The organism is Lyngbya sp. CCAP 1446/10 (genome assembly GCF_026130175.1).
GTDB lineage: Bacteria > Cyanobacteriota > Cyanobacteriia > Cyanobacteriales > Microcoleaceae > Microcoleus.
The window spans coordinates 13,192-32,515 of sequence record NZ_JAIGNI010000007.1 but is presented as its reverse complement, the minus strand read 5'-3'; the positions used below and the strand labels follow the sequence as shown (position 1 = coordinate 32,515).

The window sequence follows — 19,324 nt, the reverse complement described above, 5'->3', positions numbered from 1 at the left end:
GCGATCGCGTTTTAAAATCCCGAACCCGGTTGTCTCAAAAACTCTGCTTCTGCGAGAGTTGTTTCGCGCCCGAGAATCTGATTGCGGTGAGGAAATCTCCCAAAACGCTCGATTATTTTAAAATGGCGCACTGCGAAATCAATGACTGAACCGCTGTCAGGTTCGCCGCTGAGTTGGCGAAATAGTTCCACAGATTTTTGCTGGTGTTCTAAGTTTTCGCTGTGTTCAAAAGGCAGGTACATAAACCATTTTTGTACTTGCAGCAATTCGCGATCGAAGTTATTATTAACAGCGTATTCGGCGCTGGCTAAAGCTTTGCTGTCTGTGGCGAATGCTTGAGGTGTTGCGCGAAACATATTGCGCGGAAATTGATCGAGCAGTATGATTAATGCTAAACAGTTTTCGGGAGAATCTTGCCAGGAGTCGAGTTGACCGGATGCTGCTAGTTCGTATTGCGGGAGAAAGTTCGTTAGTATTTCCGCATCAAAATTCGCATCTTTTTTAAACCACTTGTTTTGGACTTTTCCAAACTCAGGAGAGTTCGATCGACCAAACCAAAAATCTAAAACTTCATTCATTAGCAATCGAGTGTTTGATTGATTGTTGATTGCAGCTTCTGTGTCTGTAGTTGCACAAAATGTGCTTGATGCACAACTACAAACCGCAGCGATTAATGATTGGCAATGAGGACTGAGAAGCGTTTGTTGTCCGGTGCTTAAATTTACGAACTAGCAAACAGTCTGTCCCAAGTTTTGCCTCCCACAATTCCGTCTACAGGAAGGTTGGCTTGTCGCTGAAATATTTTCACTGCATCTAGGGTTGTCCGGCCGAATATGCCATCAAGTGCGATCGGTTCTGGGCAGACACCCTGCGCGTTCAACAATTTTTGCAGTTTCTTCACATCTGCCCCTCTCGATCCGTGTTTTAAAATCCTTTTATGGAATCTAACTTCTGGTTCGTGGCAATCATTAGTGGGGCAAACTTCGCCGCCTGAATAATAATTGGCTGCATTGGCGCCAGTCAACACTAATATGCCAAGAACTGCTAGTAAATAATAAAAAGTCGGCTGCTTAGGCTTATGCGTAGGCTTAACCTCATGCTTAACCTCAGGCGGTTTTGGGTGGCATTCTAGTGAAATAGTACCAGTACAAACTTTTGCGGACATAGTTTCCCTGTTAATTTTATCAAGCGTTTTCGGAAATTTTGACGATTGTTTGAGAGTGAGCAACCGGGTTTATGGGATGGAGGTATCCAATCTCGCTAGACCGGGTTTCTGGCAACAGTCAATCGACATTCTACAATAGAAGTGGCTTTACTGCAAAATCTTTGATCGTGCAAGTTAAATTTTGTTGCTCTTGGGTAGCAGCAAAGGTAACAATTACTTCGCAGGCAATAGCAACCGTCAGGATTACCAAGTTTCTTGCCAGCGGGTAATCACAAATGTCATCATTCGCCGGTGAAGGAACGCGATAGTGTTGGTTCCAAATTATTTCGGAGTAATCTGCTGCTAATCCGACGTGCACGCAGGGAATGGAGGTACTGGCACAGTAATCCTTGACTGCTTGTCGCCCGATGCTGTTATCAAAAGTATCGATCGCAACGGCGCTGTTGGCAAGCAGTCGATCGACATTGGCGGGTGTCAATTCCTTTGAGTGCGCGTCAATGCTGACTCCCAAGGCGCGGTAGAGGTTGTTGGCGAGAATTTTGGCTTTGAATGCGCCGATGTCCGATCGATAATAGGGTTGAGTGGAAAGGTTGCGCTCTTCGATGCGATCGCGATCGATGACTCTTAACTGACAAAAGCCCGATCGCGCCAGACTCTCTACAATATTCGCACCCAAAGCGCCCGCGCCGCATACCGTTACCGGGAAATTTTTGATCAGCGACATCACTGAGGAATTTCTGTAAAGTTGTTCGTGAAAAAATATACTCATGGTAATTGCGAATGGGGCATGGGGCATGGGGCATTGGGCATTGGGCATTGGGCATTGGTTATTTCTTGATTATAAAAACCAGGATCAACTAACAACTAACAACTGACAACTGACAACTATTAGATATTCCCCGATGCCCCATCCCTCCGCTTCGCTTCGCCCAATTCCCCATTCCCATTATCGATTTTCGACGACTCCGACTAATGACTGCAAGTCGAAATCTTTGTCCAAGCCACTGAGACAAATGCCAGCACTCATTACTGTTAAGTCATTTTTGGCGATCGCAGAACTATGATGTTCTCCACTGCCGCTAGTCCATTCAACCAGCCAGTAATTTTTGCGATCGCAAAAATCCCGCAATTCCCCGCCGCCCATCTTCAAAGCCCGCTGCAAGCGCTGTTCTGCCTGCACATTCGGGTCTAAATGTTTAATATTTCGGGAGACCAATTCGTAAACAGTTCGCATTTCCGGCGTCATCCCTTTAAAGCAAACTTCTTCAGGTAAAATCAATTTTTTCAAAGCTCTTCTCAACTGCTCAGCAAGCAGCGGATCGGCGCGCCTGTCAATTTCTTCAAACCACAAACAATCACCGTCCCACCGCGCCAGAATCGGCTCGAACTGCGAGCCTTTAGTTACTAAATGTACTGGCACGGGTTTAGCAAAACCAGTGCGCTGTTTAGCATCAGATTCATTAACAGGATAACCCAGCCAAGTTTGCCCTTGCAGCACGCAAGCCAAATGCAAGCGAATCGGCATGAGTAGTTGCAAATACTCTGCCACTTGCGGCAAAATAGGCTCCTCAATTACAGCAGCAATTTTCTCATTTACAGGCTTAAAAATAGCCCATCCTTCAAAATTTTGCGGCTGCGGTTGAAACAGATAAGTCATCCCACTTATCCTTATCCGCACCCTTCCCCCCCGCACGCAGGGAGCCAGGAATTGCGTATCGAGCAGTTGCCCTTCTTGCGCCGCGAGTTGGCTGAGGATTTTGCGGATATCTGCCACTGAATTGACCTCCGTAATTTTACTTATTTTTACATAACCTGCTCTTAACTTAAGCGATTATAAACATTTACCAAAAATCTTGACATCAATAAATATTATAGGATAATATTTATCGAGCCTCCAAATTTAACCTTGTAGAGATATCAAGTAAATATGCTGAAAAAACTCTTTTCTAAGTTAGTTATTGTGACAGCTTTGACAATTCCTATCTTAGCATTGGCCCAGGTTGCTCATGCTCAGAACACTCATGGAGCTACTGCTTATTCTCCGACTTCTGACGCCACGGGTATTAGTTGGGATCATGCTACAGAAAAAGAAGCACTAGATGCAGCAGTAACTGCCTGCAATCAACAAAGTGGCGGGGCTAACGATTGTGTAGCTCTGACATCTAATACGAATAATTGTGGAGCGATATCAGTAGGGAAGGGAGGAGCAGGTGCAGGCTGGGGCGATGATAAAGCAGCAGCAGAAGCTCAAGCTCTCGCTGCTTGCAGTGAACTGGAAGGAGGCAACTGCAAAATAGAACTTTCAGCTTGCAACAATTAATTGAACCGATCGAAATCGGTTTGAGCGGTGTATATTTTCGCTTGTAAAATAGCCGAGAAAATAACCATATTATGTCCGTTCATTTCCGAGGCGAAAACGGTTTGTAGTGAAGACTTTAGTCCTCAGATTGTAAGGAATAAAGTCCTCACTACAAACCAGTAGGCTGCACCACAAGCACCTTACCTAGTTAATCTCCTACTTCCGAAGTAACTGCATCAGGTGGCAGCAAACTTTCTAATCTATCTTTAGACCAGTATTCAGTAGGATAAGCAAGTGCAATAATATCAGAGAGTCGAATCAACCACGTAACTTGTCCGTAAGCATCGATATTTTCCCCGTGTTCGTTAGGGGGAACTATTACCAAAAGTTCGGCAAACTCCCCGTACAAGTTAATCGGGATGCCGCCGAAACTGCTATTATTTGTTTTAACCCAAACTTTACAGCCTCGATCGAGAGCTTCTTGCAGTCGCTGGCAGAGCAAAGTGGATTTTTTGACCTGGGATTTTTTGGCTTTAGACTTTTTTCCCATAGTTTTAAGAAGTTAAAGTAGTGGTACTGTGGGTTGCACAGTGGGTTGAGATAAGCGTGCGATCCTCTTGGAGGGCTTCGCTAACGCGATTTGGTATTGAAACGGACAAAATCAAAAAGGGCGATCGCCCTGTTGCCACCCTACTACTCTAGTCTATAAGAAAGTGCCATAGTGCGATCGTAATAACAATTTAATCGCAAAATCGGGAAATAATCTGCGGTATCAATTTACAGAGTCAATCAACGATCCACGTATTTATACTGTGTCCAAATGTAGTATGATCAGTGGAATCTTCCCAAATCGTTTAAGTAAAACAATGGACTGGCGAAAGCTCATTCATCCCAACCCAAAAACTGCAACAAGTCAACCCGCACCGCCAGAAACTCGATTGTCAGTAGAATTCTTGCTGGGGCTGTTTGCGGCGGGATGGACGGAACAACAGGTGTTAGAGAAATATCCTACACTCACTTCGCCGAAGTTGCGCGCTGCTTTGGCTGCTGCGGATTTTCAGTTAGTTTCATCCATCGCCAATCCAGAATTACTGGAAATTATCGAGCAAACTAGAGAAGAATTGACGATAGGCAAAAAGTTGCCGCTTCAGGATACTGAGGGAGATGTTTGGGAGTAATATCAAATACGGTTAGATTGGAATTATATCGCGAACACTGGCGAACTCACACTGCACTCCGAAAATTCTGCGATTCTGTTTCTGCCAAATGTCGATGATGTTGACGCATTCCCTCTAGCATAACTTAGTCTGACGGATCGAGTCCATCGGCATCTTCATCAAGCCCAAATTTTGTACAAATTTCATCAAGCGCCTGAGGTTGAGTGACTCTTGATTTAGCTCGTTTCAGTGCCGTTAACAAGCGAGTTGCATTAGCAGGAGAACGCAGTAAGTAAAGCGTTTCTAGCAAACTTTCTAATTCTGCCTCAGAAATCAAAACTGCATTTTTGCCGTTATGTCTGGTTATCACAATTAATTCCCCAGTTTCAACAGCACGATCGCAAAGTAAATCAAAATTTTCTTGAGCCTCAGCGGATGTAACCTCAGTTGACATACCAGAATAAAAAATATGAGGATTGCTCACCAGCATAACTGACGGGCAATCCCATTCTATCACTTGTCATCCCTGACCGGCAAAGCCATATCCAGAATTTCCATCAACAACTCCAGCCGCGAAGGGCGAGACAACATCGGCACCAAGTTCGGCAGCGAGTAATAATCACCCGCAAAGGTAAACGTTTCCACTGACACTTGCTTGTCCTTCAATTGGTTCTCAACATAATCGCAGTAAGCGCCAACTCGCACAATCACCACATCAGGAATTACCCCCAAACTGCGGCAGTAATTCTGATAAGCATCAGCAAAATAAGGTGCAGAATTTTCGCCTTCATCTGTTACCATAATGAACTGCTCAACCACTTGCTTCTTAATCCGCATTGCTTCCACCGCGCAACCGCAGCTAGTGCCGCCGCCTGCGTTAATGTGCTGGAATGCGCGCTCCCAATCGGTCAATTCGCTGCCGTTTGCTTGCACTGGATACGGCATCGTGTCAAAGGCATAAACGAACAGTGCAGCCTCGGAAATGCCCGATATCAAAGCAGCTAGACGCTTCCCAACTTCGATCGCACTTTCCATACTTCCCGACTTGTCAATCAACAAACCGGTGGCTTTGACAATCTTGCCACGCTTCTTTACCTGTTCGTTTGTCACCGCTTCCAGCTTCGCCGCCGTGGCTGCGTCGAAGTTCGCGCCCGCGCCCGCCACACTAGCTTTGTAAGCAGAAACCCGATCGCACTTGGCGGCTTCATCCAACTTAGAATCAATCAACTGCTTGACTTCCGGGTGCTCCATCGCGCCGCGAGACTGAATTGATTTCAGGTTGTTGATCACTTCCTGCGGCGACATCGAGTTAATCAGCGCTGCTAACACCGTTGGCGTGAGCATTTTGATCGCACCAACTGCGATCGTATAGGGAATCTTGTACTCAACAATCAAATTCGCCTGTTCCGCAGGAGTCGCAGCCTTCGCTAACTGCTTCAAGACGAATGCCAGCGAGTCTTCTGGCGGATTGTCCTTAAACAGAATAGCATTAGCTCGATCGCTCGGCTTGACGTGTAAAGTGGCGTACAAGTGCTTCATCGCCTTGCGGTTGCGTAGGGCGGCGCGATCGAAAAACTGAGCATTCTTTTCGCGCGATCGCAGATAGCGAGTGACAGCAGTGCGCGCGCTGCGTGGAACCTTATTTTGGTGCTGCTTCATAAAGTCCACAATCCGCGAAACCTCGTAGGGCGGGAACTCTTGCAACATCATAAACCCGGCATCTCGGTGCTCTGTCAGCGCCGAAGTCAGCAAATTTCCGGCAAAAACTTCCTTGTGATCGCGCACGTCGCCGTGACGCTGATACCACACTGCTAAATGACCGTAAAAAATCGGGTCTAATTCGATAATTAACTTGTGAATTTCTGTCACCTTTTCCAGTTGGCGGTGAGGTGTGGTGAGCAGACTGTTGAGCATTTCTAAACGTAAATCGCGCTCTGCTGTATTCATTGGTGCTGCCTCCAGTTGTAATTTTGGATTTGCGATTTTGGATTTTCAATTATTAGGAATATCCAAAAATCTGCGAATGGCAGTTGTTGCACGCTTGGCAATAAATATAATAGTCGCCGCGCAAGTTTGAGGAGCTTTGTTTTTAGAACCAGGTAAGGGTTGTATGTAAGCTCTTCGGATTGGGGCGCGGCAACAACTGCTATTTTAAAACTATTTCAGGGAAAATTCTGGGATTTCGATCGCCCTTAAATCCGGTTCAACCCAATTATTCCGGGCTTCCGAGGACATCAGGTGCTCGCGGGTGTAGTGGTGAAATGGTAAAGTGCGATCAGCATATTCGACAATCAAACCGTTAGCCAAATGTACGATCGAGCGATTCCGACTTTCAGCCGCCAGATACTCGCGCACAGTTTGTGCCCAAAACAGCGTTAGCGTTTCGTGATACCCGCTGTTTGGCGTGCTTTCAATGCCATTCACAGCGTTGTAACGTTTGATGCCATTGCGAATCGCATCGATCGCCTCTGATTCCGATTCGCCAAACAGAAAATACCATAAAGCAACGGTTAAATGGGCTTCGTGCGTCCATTGACTGCGCGGCAGGCTGCATTCTTGGAAGGCGTGGAGGAGGGTATCTATCTCGTAGGGCGATCGGTAAATTGCAAGTTTGTTGTTCATAGCTAATACCCAATCAATTTCTTAGTCCGCGGGGGCGGACTTCGTATGTATATAATCGGTTTCAATCGCCGACTAATACTCCAAAAATGTTAAAATTTAAAACACTTCGCACAAGTTAATAAAGCTGTAAGCACAGCCGTTCTTACCAGTTTTACCTAGCAGTGGACACGCAAACCTCATCTAGAACTAGAGACTCGGAATGCTTCCCTAATTCGATCGCTCGAATATCGGTACCTTAGGGCCCTTATAGTTAGGAAAGTGTGTAAGCTTCATCAGTTAGGGCGCGAAGTGATAAAATTAATGTCGATCGCAGTTAAGACTGAAGTAATTTCGTTTGTATTAAGGACTTCAGTTCTTAAAAAAAATAGAGGTTCCGCGCAAGTTAGAAAAGCGTTTTGACAGTCCGATTGCTCTACCCCTGAGCTACAGCCCCTTAAACGGGACTGACAGGATTTGAACCTGTGACTAATCGGTTAAATTGTGTGTATGCGCTTCACATATTGGGTCGCAGAACTGAAAATAAAAGAGCGGATATTCTGGCAAAGACGACCAATTGCGTCTGTTAACTGATGCAACAAAAAACAGAATTAAAATCAAAATATTAGACCAGTAAAAGTCACATCGCGCAAGTTAAGAAAGCCGTTTGCACATATGCAGGAGTTGAACCCGCGACCTTTTCTTTAAATAGAAATGCTCTACCAAGAGCTAGTATGTAAGCTTCTTTTGTTAGGGCACGAAGTGGAACTTTCAACCGCTTTATCGATCTAAAAAGTTCAGGTATAAGAGGCGGCGCACAAGTCAGAGAAGCTTTGTTTTTTACGCCTCGCGGCGAGTAGGAATCGAACCTACGATTCGATTTTAAGTCGAACGTTTCCAGTTTGTAAGCTTCTTTAGTTAGGGTGCGCCTCCGACAATTGATGATTTTTTATACCGCGCAAGTTTGAAAAGCTGTTGACAATTTCTAGCGTGTTTACCATTTCACCATAAAAGCCGAAGCCTTTAGCGGGACTTGAACCCGCAATCTTTTCAGAACTAGAACCCTAATGTGTGTAGGCTTCTCGAATTAGGGCGCGGAATAAAAGTTGATTCCTAGCCGTAAACGGCTTCTGGGCGGACAATTAAATCACCGCTGGGACGACGATCCAGCACGTAAGACTCGAAACGATCGCTCTTGACATCAAAATGATTTGCTAGACGTTCCCCAATTGCCTTGTCGCTCATTCCTGCCGTGATACCCAGTTGGTTTTCTGCCACATCATAGGAACGTCCTTCAAAACGAATGTGAACCATAACTGTTACCTCCTTAAGCAATTTTATATTTGATATTTTGGATTTTGGATTAGTAGCTTATCTGCTGTTTAGTCAGGGCGTTAGTCGGTAAAAAATGCGAGGGTTAGCATCTGCGCTAATACGACAATTTTTACATAAACAAACGCCGTTCTAAATGGTAAGCTTGTTGGATATGGCGGATTTCCTCAGTCTTGTTTGCCGATCGCACTCGATCGCAATTGTTCTGTTCTGCATCCGCCTGAAATTCGTTGAAATTCGGTTGACTTGGTACAATATCTGACTCAGATCGAGTCAGTCTGTAACTGAACAGTCTCGTGAAAAGTAACAACATGACAATCAAGTCTGTATTGCAAGACTTTCAAATTTGATGTTCCTTGAAATCTCGATCGCTATTTAGTTGTCAAGGTTCAGATTTGGTACGGAAAATACAGGTTTTTGGCTCTCCTGCGCTTTCCATACTTTTATACTACAGTTATACTACAAAGGTGTCAAGGGGGTAGGAAAAGTTTTTTAGATAAAACTTACAGAGGTTGTAGAAACGGGGTTTTTGAGGAAAATATTGTGTTATAACTCGTAAATGCACTAAAAAACCTGGTTTTTTGAGTTGAAGTGCGATCGCCAACTGTGCAATCGGGCCCAGAAACCGGGTTTCTACGAGCAATATTGTTTGGCGACGAGGCATACACCAAGAAACCGGGTTTCTTCAACCCTGCACCCAAATAGCTCAAACATCTTTAACATAGGAAATGCTATCGCGGATATTGTGGAAACCAACAGACTCGTAAAGCCCCATCGCACCCCAGGGATTTTCAGTATCGACACCGATAATAGCAGTCTCGACACCGGCAGCTTTCAGCCGATGCAAACCAGCCAGCAACATAGCTCGTCCCAAGCCAATTTTGCGGAAGCCGCGCCGGGTGCCCAGAGACATAATCCAGCCTTCGTTTCGTCCAGTGCGATCGCACTCTTCCGGGCTAATTTCGGCGTAGCAAAAAGCTGCAAAAGTCCCGTCAGCAGCAACAGCAATTAAGTCTAAATCCTTTCTGTAACTGGGTTGGGCTAAATCGTATTTGAATTTCTCGACTGTTAAATCGTGGTGATTCCAGTGGTCGATAAACGATTGGTTGAACATTTCTACCCAAGCTTCCGAATCCTGTTCGCCGGGGAATAGACGCAGCGTAAAACCTTCTGGGCATTGGGGTTCTGCGATCGGTTCAGAAAGCGATCGCGCCATGCGGCAAAAATAGCGATCGACCCTAAAACCGCAACTTTCCAGCACAGAAATGCGATCGGCATCTACCGCGTTAACCCAGGATCGCAGCTTCACTGGCGCACCCCGCAATGATCCCACCTCGCGCATTCGCGTTTCGCCCCAAACCACTGCCGCCGCTTCCACATCCCCGCAGCGCGCATCGGGATCGACGCGAAACCACAGCCAGCCATCGGTGACTTCCCCTGGTTCCGAAATCGACAACAAAGCAAAACCGATTAATTTTCCGCCCGCATCTTCCCAAAGGCAGATATCGCGCGCTAAATATCGGGAAGGTTCGCTAAATTTTTGTCCTAATTCCGAGATGGAAGTGCCTTCATCGAGCCGATCGACTTCTTCGCAAGTATTCATTAAATGCGCGATCGCATTTAAATCGCTTTCGCCGGCATAGGGTCTGCTCGATACACTTAACATAGCTTGTCAGCTCAGGATGTGAGTTTAAATCACATCTTGCACCATTGCCCACAAATTTTTCAAGGGCGGGCTCTTTTGCCCACCCCACAAGCAACTTGATGTCTTGTGGAACAGGCATCTTGCCTGTTCTTGAAAAGGAAAATGTAGTTTTAGCGACAAAAGTAACAAATTGTTACTTTGTTTCTCAGGAATGAGACGAAGGAATCACCCCAGAGATATATTCAAAAACATCAAGTTAGTCACCAAGTTGACCAACTAAAGATAAGAAATAATTTTTCGTCTAAGTTAAGGAGAACTCAATGCTTGACGCTTTTTCAAGAGCTGTAGTTTCAGCCGATGCCAGCACCTCCACCGTTGGTGATATTGCTGCCCTCAGAGCTTTCGTTGCCAGCGGCAACCGACGCTTGGATGCTGTCAACGCGATCGCCAGCAACGCTAGCTGCATGGTTTCTGACGCTGTTGCCGGTATGATCTGCGAAAACCAAGGCTTGATTCAAGCCGGTGGCAACTGCTACCCTAACCGTCGCATGGCTGCTTGCTTGCGCGATGCAGAAATCATTTTGCGCTATGTCACCTACGCTATTTTGGCTGGTGATGCTTCCGTTCTTGATGACCGTTGCTTGAATGGCTTGAAAGAAACCTACGCAGCTTTGGGCGTGCCCACCACCTCCACCGTGCGTGCTGTTCAAATCATGAAGGCTCAAGCCGCTGCTCACATCCAAGACAACCCCAGCGAAAAATTTGCTGGTGCTAAGTTGCGGAAAATGGGAACAATCGTAGTTGAAGATCGTTGCGCTAGCTTGGTTGCTGAAGCTTCCAGCTACTTCGATCGCATCATTTCTGCCCTGAGCTAGTTTATTGCTAATCGCAATTCGCTCAGCCAAATAGAAACTACGCTCACAGTCAAAATCAGTTTAGGAGATTTAGGAAATGAAATCAGTTCTCACCACCGCGATTGCTTCTGCTGATGCAGCAGGACGCTTCCCTAGCACCTCAGATTTAGAATCAGTTCAAGGTTCTATCCAACGCTCTGCTGCTCGTTTAGAAGCCGCAGAAAAATTAGGCAACAACCTGGATGCAGTTGCTAAAGAAGCTTATGATGCTTGCATCAAAAAGTATCCTTACTTGAACGAAGCCGGTCAAGCTAACTCCACCGATACTTTCAAAGCAAAATGCCATCGTGACATCAAGCACTACTTGCGCTTGATCCAATACTGCTTGGTAGTTGGCGGCACAGGCCCTCTTGATGAATGGGGTATTGCTGGTCAACGCGAAGTCTATCGCGCTTTGAGCTTGCCTACTGCTCCTTACGTTGAAGCATTAAGCTTTGCTCGTAACCGCGGTTGCACTCCTCGCGATATGTCTGCTCAAGCTTTGACTGAGTACAATGCTCTTCTTGACTACGCCATCAACTCCCTGTCCTAATTAATTGACAGGTTTGTAATGTCGTGACTGGGTAGTTTTTACCCCGACAAGTCTAGGAACTCTTGGCTCGTTGCTTTACCGATTTCGGTGAAGTAAGGGTAAAGAATTCCTGGGCTTGTTATTTTGTTTAAATAGACATATCCTAATTTCTATCGGGCATCGGGCATCGGGCATCGGGCATCGGGCATCGGGCATCGGTAGCTCACTCTCCTCTTCTCCCCGTCCCCCTCTCCTCTTCTCCCCATCTCCCCCTCCCCACTCTATGGATAAACGCTTTTTTAGTTTTTTTAATTTAACAGAAGACCAGGCGATCGCCATTTTAGATACGCCCCAAGCTGAAATTGGCGAAGAGGATTCCCGCTACATAGCCGCTTCCCATTTGATAAATTTTGCCACAGATCGATCGATCGCAGCACTGATGCGAGCAGTACAACAAACCGATCCAGCCCTAGACAACCGCATTGTGCGCCGCAAGTCGGTGGAAACTTTGGGAAGACTCCAAGCTGTCCAAGCATTGCCGGTGATTCGCACCTGTTTGAGCGATGATGACTGCTACACCGTGGAAAATGCTGTTTGGGCGATCGGCGAAATAGGCACTCAAGACTGCGATATTTTAGAAGAAGTTGCTCAACTGCTGGACAAACCAGGGCAAACTTACCGGGTAATTATCCACACCCTGACTAAATTGGATTATCAGCCAGGTTTAGAAAGAATTCGCAAATTTGTCGATGATGTTGATCCACCCACTGCTAGTGCTGCGATCGCCGCAATTTGTCGCCTAACCAGAGACTTTTCTAAAATGGGACAAGTTGTCGCCATGCTACAACACAAAAATGTCCTAGGGCGCAGATTATCTATTCAGGATTTGATTGATGCCCGTTACTACGATGCAATTCCCAATATTGCCCGATGTCCCGTATCTTTAGTCTTTCGGCTGAGGGGAATTCGGATGTTAGCAGCAGCCGGAATCGCTGACAAATCCCTTAGCTTTGCCACCATTCAACCTTACTTAGAGCAAACCTTACGAGATAAACCAGGTGATTTGGATTTAGTCCACAGTTATGAAAAATTACCAGATTTACCATTTCTGATTCACGAATTATACGAAACAGATTTTGGGCGTTGCTATTTAGCCAGCAAAATGATTCTGGAAAATTACTCAGAGGATGCACCCGCTGCACTTTTTGCCACCTTTGCTGAAGAAGCAAATAATGACTATGGAGCGCATTTTCATGTAGTAAAATTGTTTGGTTGGCTCAAACACTCTCCAGCCTACGATTTGTTATTGGAAGCTTTGAATAACCCCCAGCCCCAGTTTCAAAAATCCCGTGCAGCGGCTGCGATCGCCCTAGGGGAACTCGGAGAAGAGCGTGCTATTCCAAAATTGCAAGCCTGTTTGGAAACAAAAATCTGGGATTTGCAGTATGCTACATTAATTGCCCTGGAAAAACTAGGCGATATCAGTGGTTATCAAGCCGATACGACCAATCGAGATTGGTTAGTGCAAGCTAAAATAGAAGCTCATAATTCAGTAAAATCCTAATTATCTTAATTAAAGCCTTCTTCCTTCTTCATTCTTCATTCTTCATTCTTTAAAAATTATGACAACAGATGCTTTGTTTGAACAACTAAAACACCCGAATCCTCATATGCGCGATCGGGCAATGTATGAAATTGCCGATTCCCGCGATGAAAATACCATCTCTCGACTGGTGGGCATTTTAGATGACGAAGATGTCGTCTATCGTCGGGCGGCTGTGAAGGCTTTGGGTGCGATCGGTGAGGATGCCATACCACCCGTGGTTGACGCCATGTTAAACAGTGAGAATGTGACTGTGCGAGGGAGTGCGGCGAAGGTATTGGCGCAAATTGCGATTAATTATCCAGAGTTGCCTTTCCCGGAAGTGGGTTTGCAGGGATTGAAAAAGGCGATCGATGACGCTAATCCTGTGGTGCATATTGCAGCAGTGATGGCCTTGGGGCAGATGGGTTCCTCTGCATTTGAAATTTTGGTAGAATCGCTGACAACAACGGATAATGTGGCGGTACAGGTGGCGATTGTCAATGCGCTTGCTTCTGTGGGCGATCGACGTTGTGTAGAAATTCTCACCAGATTTGCCAATGATGAAGCAGTTGATTCCTACGTGCGGGAATCGGCGACAAGTTCTTTATCTCGGTTGGATTTGGTGATGAATTATAAGCGTGCAGAATAGTTAGGTTTTTATTGGGGTGATGAAGTATTAAGGCTTTGGCTGTGACGGCTTGGTTTGTTTGTGCGATCGCCATGTGTTGGCGATTGGCGCGCTGAGGTAAGCATGACAGATTGGCTGCGTTGTTGAGTATCAAGGAGGAAAGGGCGATCGCCAAAACCGGAAAATGACAATTAGTGAGAATTGTGCTATCTTTGTTTAACGTCGAAGCAATCAATTAATATCCCTAATATCTTAACTATTTAAAAGCTAATTTGTATGTAAGCAAAACTTGTGATGGTCAGAAAAACTCACCCAAAGCCCGAAGTTGAGGAGGCGTTGAGGTACGCTGAAGAAAATGGATGGCGTGTTGATGTTGGTGGTTCTCATGCTTGGGGAAAAATCTACTGCCCCTACAACGATAAAGAGTGTAGAAGTGGGATTTTTTGTATATCTAGTATTTGGAGTACCCCAAAAAACTCAGGGAATCATGGGAAACAAATTCGTCGAGTAGTGGATAACTGCACAAAGCATAAAAATGTGAATGAGCCTTCCCCAGAGAAGGAATAAAAAATGAACGAGTATGACTTTACTTTGAAGTTTAATCTGGAAGATTCCCAAGCCGATCCTGAAGATTTTATTGAGAGACTATATGCAGGTGGCTGTGATGATGCCTTGATTGGAGTTGGAAATAAAGGATATGTTGCACTAAATTTTATCCGTGAGGCATCATCGGCTTATCAAGCTATTTCTAGTGCAATTAATGATGTTAAAAGAGTTGTTCCAGCCGCCACTCTAATTGAAGCATCACCAGATTTTGTTGGTTTGACGGATGCAGCTAAAATTCTGGGTTACACTCAACAGAACATCAGAAATCTCCTCATAAAAAGCGACTCAAAATCTCCGATTCCTGTTTATGAAGGTACGGATTCTATTTGGCATTTAGCAGAAATTTTAATTTGGTTGCGCGAAGTTCAGACGTACTCCATTGATGATGCGTTGTTAGACATCGCTCAAACCAATATGAATATTAACATTGCTATGAGTTGGCAAAAAATCGCTCCTGATATCCAAGAAAGTATTAAGGCTCTGGCTGTTTAGCTTGGTTTGTGCGATCGAGATTTTAGGGTGGTCATTTTTGGCTCTAGCACGAACTTTCAGCTTTTACCCTTTTCTCCTTTCAACCTTAAAAACATCCTCAATACTTTTCCCCGCCGTTTTATCCTCCCAGCCCATCGCCAGCAAAAAACTCTCCGCCGACGGAGTTTCCACCACATCAACCCCCCATTCTCCCGGTTGCAATGCTTCAGCATCGCTACTCAAGGGCGGAGTCTTCTTCAAACCCGCTAAAATCAAAATATCAGGAAAAAAATCATCAACTTTTCCTTGACTCATCCGCTGATCCACCAAAGCTTCAGCGCAAAATCCCCCAACTTGAGGAGGAGAAAACTCATTAGTAGAAAATAAAACTTCTACCATCCAATGCGGATGATTTAATTGACGACATTTGATCTGAGGATATTGACTTAAACCCTCAGCAAATACCAGAGTCAAATCTTCGCGACTTAAGGGTCTAAAAATACCCTCTGGCATATCAAAATTATGAGAAAGCAACATCCGCCCGGTTCCAGATTCCGTCATATTTTTAATTACTTAATTTGAGAAATGGCCAACTTAATCACACCTTGAATCGCCACTTCCGATTCCTTTGCTAATGCAGCTTGTAGCGGCTCGATCGCACTTCGATCGCCCACTTTCATCAAAGACAAAGCCGCCGCCCTGCGACTTTCGCCATCGCCATGATGCAATAACTCAATCAGATTGGGGATTCCAGGCTTATATGCCAGATTTCCTAAAGCAGCAGCAGCCTCGCAACGCACGTCAACATCAACATCCGTCAGAGACTTAACCAAAATCTCAAATAACTCCGCTTTGGGCTCTTCCTGGGCGACTTTGGCGATCGCCCCAACCACAGCCCCACGCACCACAGGCGAATCAGAGGCGATCGCCTGATACAAATACTCCTTCGCACCCGCCCCAATAAAAGCCAACGCCCAAGCCGCATGACCGATCGTACTCTCAGGCAAATCAGTAGATGCTAAAATATCCAACAAAGCCTGCACAGAAGGTTCCCCAATCCTCGCCAGCGCCCCAATTGACGAACCCTTAACCACCGTATCCCGATCGTTCAACAAAGCATGAATTAAATTAGGAACCGCCGTCGGATCGCCAATCAAAGTCAGAGTTTTAGCAGCCGCACGTCGCACAACCGGATTAGCATGATTCGCCAAAGCCTCCAACAAAAAAGGAGTCGCCGCTTCACCAATTTCTGCCAGAGTTTCCGCACAACGCAGTCGAGTCATCCCCCGCGTATCTCCCAAAGATTCAACCAGACGCATCAAAAGCTCAGCATCATTAACATCAAAAGTATCTAAATCTATTTGTTCAGTAACTTGTTGAAGCAAACCATCTGTTTCTGCATGAGCTAACACAATTGAAGCATCCTGAGATTGAGCATTAGAATTGACCATGATTGTCACCTAATTATTGGTAGTTATAGCCGCCAATTGAGTGCGGAGACTTTCTAGTCCAGCCTCAATTTTAGCAAGTTCCGGCTCAATTTTAGCCATAGCTGCTTTCTGTGGCAGCTTAGCCTTTTGTGCCGCCACCATCGTCTCATTCACCAAACGTTCCCGATACCGCTCAAATTCGGCAATAACTTCCACCAATTCTTCAGCATCTACCTGTGTTGAATCTTCACTTAAATCTGCGGCAGATTTATCATGCTCAGATGTTGTCAATTCTTCGTTTTCAGACATAGTTTTGATAGTTTGATAATTAGTCCGCGCACCATCCGGACTTTGTTTTTGTAGCCGCGATTTCAATCGCCGGGTTTTTCTTTGTGTACTTTAACATGACACCGCAGCCGCCCCAGAAACTCTCAAGCGATTGTGTTCCAACAACTCTTCTAAAACAGACGGAGAAATACAACGACGCTCAGAACAGTATGCCATTTGTTTAACCCCATTGCTCATTTGAACAGTCATCACCCGCACTCGAAAATGATCGTTAATAAACCAACAGCGTTCCTGTCCTTGATTTGTCTCATATTCCGTCTCAATAGTCAATACCCCATCATCAGCAAAATTGTAGATACCAATCACCGGAATGCCTTCAACGTAGCCTCGATTTCGCAGAAACTTACCCATCTTCGGGTTATTAGGATTCGGCACATCGATCAGAATTGCAGCATAATTTTGGTTAGGGATGGCATCATCCAAATTATCTTGCCACATGAAACTGCATCCCCCACTAACCAAAGCAGGATCTACATTTTGCTGTTGACAAACCTCTAAAACTCTGGGATCATCAATTGACAAGACATCAATCATGACATTGGATTCTCCCGACTCATCAGCAGCAGCAGTATCAAAATTATGGACTGTTCGCTGAGTGAACCAAACGCCCTCACTCTTGCGAAAGAAATCCATCATAGTCATCGGTGGTGTTAGCAGCATTTCTGTGTCAGCTTAGCGAGAGGAATCAAGCAAGTCCCCTTGTCTGGGGGGATGGGAGGGAAATCGGATCGGATTTTGGTTAAGAAAATTAACTTTCTGGCGATCGCACAACAGTCAAATTCTAGGATAAATTATACCGGACAACTTTGAGCAATTCCATCAATAAATCTTCAAAAAATATAATGGCACTTAATCAACACTCATTTTTCCTCTCAGAACCGCTTACCCTAACAGAAGTCTTACAAGCTCTTGAGCAAAGTAAAAGTCTAGCTCAAACCAACCTCCAGGGAATCAACCTCAGCCAGATGGATTTATCCGGGATTGACTTGAGTGGAACCAACTTAATCGGCGCGAACCTCAGCAAAACGAATTTCCAAGGTGCAAATCTCCAGGGAGTTGATTTACGGCGGGCTAGTCTCAGAGATGCCAATTTGAGTGGCGCAAACTTACAAGAAAGTTATTTTTTTAGAGCAGATTTACAAGGTTGCAATCTAGCCGATGCCAACTTAGAAGCAGCTAAATTTAAATTAGCATTATATGATAGCAAGACTATGTGGCCAGCAGGATTTAATTACCAAAAATCTGAAGCTATTGGCCCGAAAGCTAGTCTGAGTGGGGCTTTTCTGAATACAGCCAATCTCCGAGGAGCGGATTTGAGTTACTGCAATTTGCGCGGTGCTTATCTCAGTGGAGCAGATTTAACTGGAGCCAATTTAGAGGGAGCGGCTTTAAGCGGGGCTAATCTTCAAAATGCTTTTTTGACCGGTGCTTATTTACGGAATGCCATGTTAATTGGAGTTGAATTGCAGGGAGCAGATTTACGGGCTGCTGATTTGACAGGGGCGAATTTAGAACAATTAAAAAGTATTGCTGGTGCTGATTTTAGCTTAGTACAAGGATTGACTGCGGAAGCGAGAGCGATGCTTTGCAGTCGCGATTCCAAGGAGTTAGGTACTTGGAATTCTTTTACTCGGAATAATACAGCTCAAAGTCTTGGTTGTTAAGGATATTAATTCAGCTAATCTAAACAGGATTTATCTATTCTCTGGTCAATTTCCCGTAATCAAAAGGTTTGTAGTGAGGACTAAATTCCTCTCATTTTTGCGGACTAAATTCCTCACTACAAACCAATCTTAGCTTTAGGGGGCGTCGTCGTAGAAAATCCTTAAATCAACATCGACAATCTCACAGCGATGCACCCCTCTTCCTTCTTCCTTCTTCCTTCTTCCTTCTTCCTTCTTTTATAAATGCCGTTCCAAATCGAACAGAAAACCGTGAATGTACTCCTCAGTCCACTCCTCACCATAGAACCGCAGAAACATCCCCCTAGCAGGATCTTTGGCAGCACGATAGTTGATATAATTCCGTTGAGCTTGAAGAATCTCGGCCAATCTTTGACTGTCGGTGACTGGTTGCGCGCGATCGACCAAATCGAGATAAGCTTGTAAATAATCCTTAAAAGCATCAAACACCAGAGTCTGCACAGCCTCAGTTTCCTTGGGACGAGTCCACAGAAAAGCCGGAGAAAAGAAAGGTTTTGCCTCTTCAGGAAAATCTCCCCCCCACGGCAAATCTTTTTGATACTTGTTAAAAATCGGTAAAATCGGCTCAGAGTATTGCTTCTGATAAGCAGCATCATGGAAAAGCGGCTGCATATCCAAAGCAATCAAATGTCCCCCTGGCAAAGTCACCAAATCCGCCCCAAAAAAAGGCAAATCATAATTAATTTGGGGGAAAATCACAAAATTCAGTACCTGGAGAGCATCACCGCCCTCAACGTGAGCCGCCCGAATTTGCCGCAGTTTTGGGGATTGAAAAGCATAACTGGTAGTAACAACCAACTGCTCTTTTTTCCCTTTTCCCGTGATACATTCTTTTCTTTCAAAACCTGCCGGAATCGGATAGGGAGCTAGGTGAAGTCGCTCCCTTAGTAGTGGAATTGCGTAATCTAAAAAAGGCTGATAGAGAGTCATCT

The 19,324-nt window shown here is 45.2% G+C and carries 25 protein-coding genes and 1 tRNA gene; 9 read left to right on the top strand and 17 right to left on the bottom strand.

Going from position 1 to position 19,324, the window contains the following annotated elements; all coding sequences use genetic code 11:
* Nucleotides 1-11 precede the first annotated feature (11 nt).
* From K4039_RS05235 to K4039_RS05220, 4 genes are all read right to left on the bottom strand, one after another.
* Nucleotides 12-578, bottom strand: coding sequence for a DUF924 family protein (locus K4039_RS05235; protein ID WP_265234075.1), 567 nt, complete (start codon nt 576-578; stop codon nt 12-14).
* A 143-nt stretch (nt 579-721) separates the two neighbouring features.
* Nucleotides 722-1,165, bottom strand: coding sequence for a peptidoglycan-binding protein (locus K4039_RS05230; RefSeq protein WP_265234074.1), 444 nt, complete (start codon nt 1,163-1,165; stop codon nt 722-724).
* A gap of 130 nt (nt 1,166-1,295) precedes the next feature.
* On the bottom strand, nt 1,296-1,934 hold the full coding sequence (locus K4039_RS05225) for a ThiF family adenylyltransferase (protein ID WP_265234073.1): 639 nt from the start codon (nt 1,932-1,934) through the stop codon (nt 1,296-1,298).
* A gap of 177 nt (nt 1,935-2,111) precedes the next feature.
* On the bottom strand, nt 2,112-2,939 hold the full coding sequence (locus K4039_RS05220) for a hypothetical protein (protein ID WP_265234072.1): 828 nt from the start codon (nt 2,937-2,939) through the stop codon (nt 2,112-2,114).
* A 153-nt stretch (nt 2,940-3,092) separates the two neighbouring features.
* Here K4039_RS05220 and K4039_RS05215 point away from each other — a divergent pair, with 153 nt between their 5' ends.
* On the top strand, nt 3,093-3,485 hold the full coding sequence (locus K4039_RS05215; RefSeq protein ID WP_265234071.1) for a DUF4189 domain-containing protein: 393 nt from the start codon (nt 3,093-3,095) through the stop codon (nt 3,483-3,485).
* A gap of 187 nt (nt 3,486-3,672) precedes the next feature.
* Here K4039_RS05215 and K4039_RS05210 read toward each other — a convergent pair whose 3' ends face one another.
* Nucleotides 3,673-4,014: a hypothetical protein gene (locus K4039_RS05210; RefSeq protein ID WP_265234070.1), complete on the bottom strand. Its 342-nt coding sequence runs from the start codon at nt 4,012-4,014 to the stop codon at nt 3,673-3,675.
* A 316-nt stretch (nt 4,015-4,330) separates the two neighbouring features.
* Here K4039_RS05210 and K4039_RS05205 point away from each other — a divergent pair, with 316 nt between their 5' ends.
* A complete protein-coding gene (locus K4039_RS05205; RefSeq protein WP_265234069.1) occupies nt 4,331-4,642 on the top strand; it encodes a DUF433 domain-containing protein in 312 nt (103 codons plus the stop codon).
* A 124-nt stretch (nt 4,643-4,766) separates the two neighbouring features.
* Here K4039_RS05205 and K4039_RS05200 read toward each other — a convergent pair whose 3' ends face one another.
* The 7 genes from K4039_RS05200 to K4039_RS05170 all read right to left on the bottom strand — a co-directional run bounded on the left by K4039_RS05200 (nt 4,767) and on the right by K4039_RS05170 (nt 10,217).
* Nucleotides 4,767-5,075, bottom strand: coding sequence for a type II toxin-antitoxin system Phd/YefM family antitoxin (locus K4039_RS05200; protein WP_265234068.1), 309 nt, complete (start codon nt 5,073-5,075; stop codon nt 4,767-4,769).
* Between the two features lie 59 nt (nt 5,076-5,134).
* Complete coding sequence (locus K4039_RS05195; RefSeq protein WP_265234067.1) at nt 5,135-6,568, bottom strand: hypothetical protein; 1,434 nt, start codon at nt 6,566-6,568, stop codon at nt 5,135-5,137.
* A gap of 210 nt (nt 6,569-6,778) precedes the next feature.
* Nucleotides 6,779-7,243 (bottom strand): hypothetical protein, encoded by a 465-nt coding sequence (locus K4039_RS05190; RefSeq protein WP_265234066.1) that lies wholly within the window; start codon nt 7,241-7,243, stop codon nt 6,779-6,781.
* Between the two features lie 644 nt (nt 7,244-7,887).
* Nucleotides 7,888-7,957: transfer RNA gene (locus K4039_RS05185), tRNA-OTHER, on the bottom strand.
* Nucleotides 7,958-8,332: 375 nt separating this feature from the next.
* Nucleotides 8,333-8,533: a hypothetical protein gene (locus K4039_RS05180; RefSeq protein WP_265234065.1), complete on the bottom strand. Its 201-nt coding sequence runs from the start codon at nt 8,531-8,533 to the stop codon at nt 8,333-8,335.
* 130 nt (nt 8,534-8,663) lie between these two features.
* A complete protein-coding gene (locus K4039_RS05175) occupies nt 8,664-8,864 on the bottom strand; it encodes a radical SAM protein (protein ID WP_265234064.1) in 201 nt (66 codons plus the stop codon).
* Between the two features lie 393 nt (nt 8,865-9,257).
* Entirely contained in the window at nt 9,258-10,217 is a 960-nt protein-coding gene (locus K4039_RS05170; protein WP_265234063.1) for a GNAT family N-acetyltransferase, read from the bottom strand.
* A gap of 299 nt (nt 10,218-10,516) precedes the next feature.
* Here K4039_RS05170 and cpeB point away from each other — a divergent pair, with 299 nt between their 5' ends.
* The 6 genes from cpeB (at nt 10,517) to K4039_RS05140 (ending at nt 14,932) form a co-directional block, all read left to right on the top strand.
* Entirely contained in the window at nt 10,517-11,071 is a 555-nt protein-coding gene (cpeB, locus tag K4039_RS05165; protein ID WP_265234062.1) for a C-phycoerythrin subunit beta, read from the top strand.
* Nucleotides 11,072-11,147: 76 nt separating this feature from the next.
* Nucleotides 11,148-11,642 carry a bleomycin hydrolase gene (locus K4039_RS05160; protein WP_265234061.1) on the top strand — a complete coding sequence of 165 codons (495 nt, stop codon included), beginning with the start codon at nt 11,148-11,150 and terminating at the stop codon, nt 11,640-11,642.
* Nucleotides 11,643-11,904: 262 nt separating this feature from the next.
* The gene (locus K4039_RS05155) at nt 11,905-13,185 is read left to right on the top strand and encodes a HEAT repeat domain-containing protein (protein ID WP_265234060.1); all 1,281 of its coding nucleotides are present in this window, start codon (nt 11,905-11,907) and stop codon (nt 13,183-13,185) included.
* 58 nt (nt 13,186-13,243) lie between these two features.
* Complete coding sequence (locus tag K4039_RS05150) at nt 13,244-13,855, top strand: HEAT repeat domain-containing protein (RefSeq protein ID WP_265234059.1); 612 nt, start codon at nt 13,244-13,246, stop codon at nt 13,853-13,855.
* Nucleotides 13,856-14,128: 273 nt separating this feature from the next.
* Complete coding sequence (locus K4039_RS05145; RefSeq protein ID WP_265234058.1) at nt 14,129-14,401, top strand: hypothetical protein; 273 nt, start codon at nt 14,129-14,131, stop codon at nt 14,399-14,401.
* 3 nt (nt 14,402-14,404) lie between these two features.
* Nucleotides 14,405-14,932: a hypothetical protein gene (locus tag K4039_RS05140; RefSeq protein ID WP_265234057.1), complete on the top strand. Its 528-nt coding sequence runs from the start codon at nt 14,405-14,407 to the stop codon at nt 14,930-14,932.
* Nucleotides 14,933-14,995: 63 nt separating this feature from the next.
* Here the strand turns inward: K4039_RS05140 and K4039_RS05135 are convergent, their stop codons facing one another.
* The 4 genes from K4039_RS05135 to K4039_RS05120 form a co-directional block, all read right to left on the bottom strand.
* Entirely contained in the window at nt 14,996-15,472 is a 477-nt protein-coding gene (locus tag K4039_RS05135; RefSeq protein WP_265234056.1) for a DUF2656 domain-containing protein, read from the bottom strand.
* Between the two features lie 8 nt (nt 15,473-15,480).
* Nucleotides 15,481-16,362, bottom strand: coding sequence for a HEAT repeat domain-containing protein (locus K4039_RS05130; RefSeq protein WP_265234055.1), 882 nt, complete (start codon nt 16,360-16,362; stop codon nt 15,481-15,483).
* 9 nt (nt 16,363-16,371) lie between these two features.
* Nucleotides 16,372-16,650, bottom strand: a complete 279-nt coding sequence (locus K4039_RS05125) for a hypothetical protein (protein ID WP_265234054.1) — start codon at nt 16,648-16,650, stop codon at nt 16,372-16,374.
* Between the two features lie 90 nt (nt 16,651-16,740).
* Nucleotides 16,741-17,349, bottom strand: a complete 609-nt coding sequence (locus K4039_RS05120) for a phycobiliprotein lyase (protein ID WP_265234053.1) — start codon at nt 17,347-17,349, stop codon at nt 16,741-16,743.
* A gap of 182 nt (nt 17,350-17,531) precedes the next feature.
* Here K4039_RS05120 and K4039_RS05115 point away from each other — a divergent pair, with 182 nt between their 5' ends.
* Nucleotides 17,532-18,353, top strand: a complete 822-nt coding sequence (locus K4039_RS05115; RefSeq protein WP_265234052.1) for a pentapeptide repeat-containing protein — start codon at nt 17,532-17,534, stop codon at nt 18,351-18,353.
* 237 nt (nt 18,354-18,590) lie between these two features.
* Here K4039_RS05115 and K4039_RS05110 read toward each other — a convergent pair whose 3' ends face one another.
* Nucleotides 18,591-19,322, bottom strand: coding sequence for a phycoerythrobilin:ferredoxin oxidoreductase (locus K4039_RS05110; protein ID WP_265234051.1), 732 nt, complete (start codon nt 19,320-19,322; stop codon nt 18,591-18,593).
* Between the last annotated feature and the right edge of the window lie 2 nt (nt 19,323-19,324).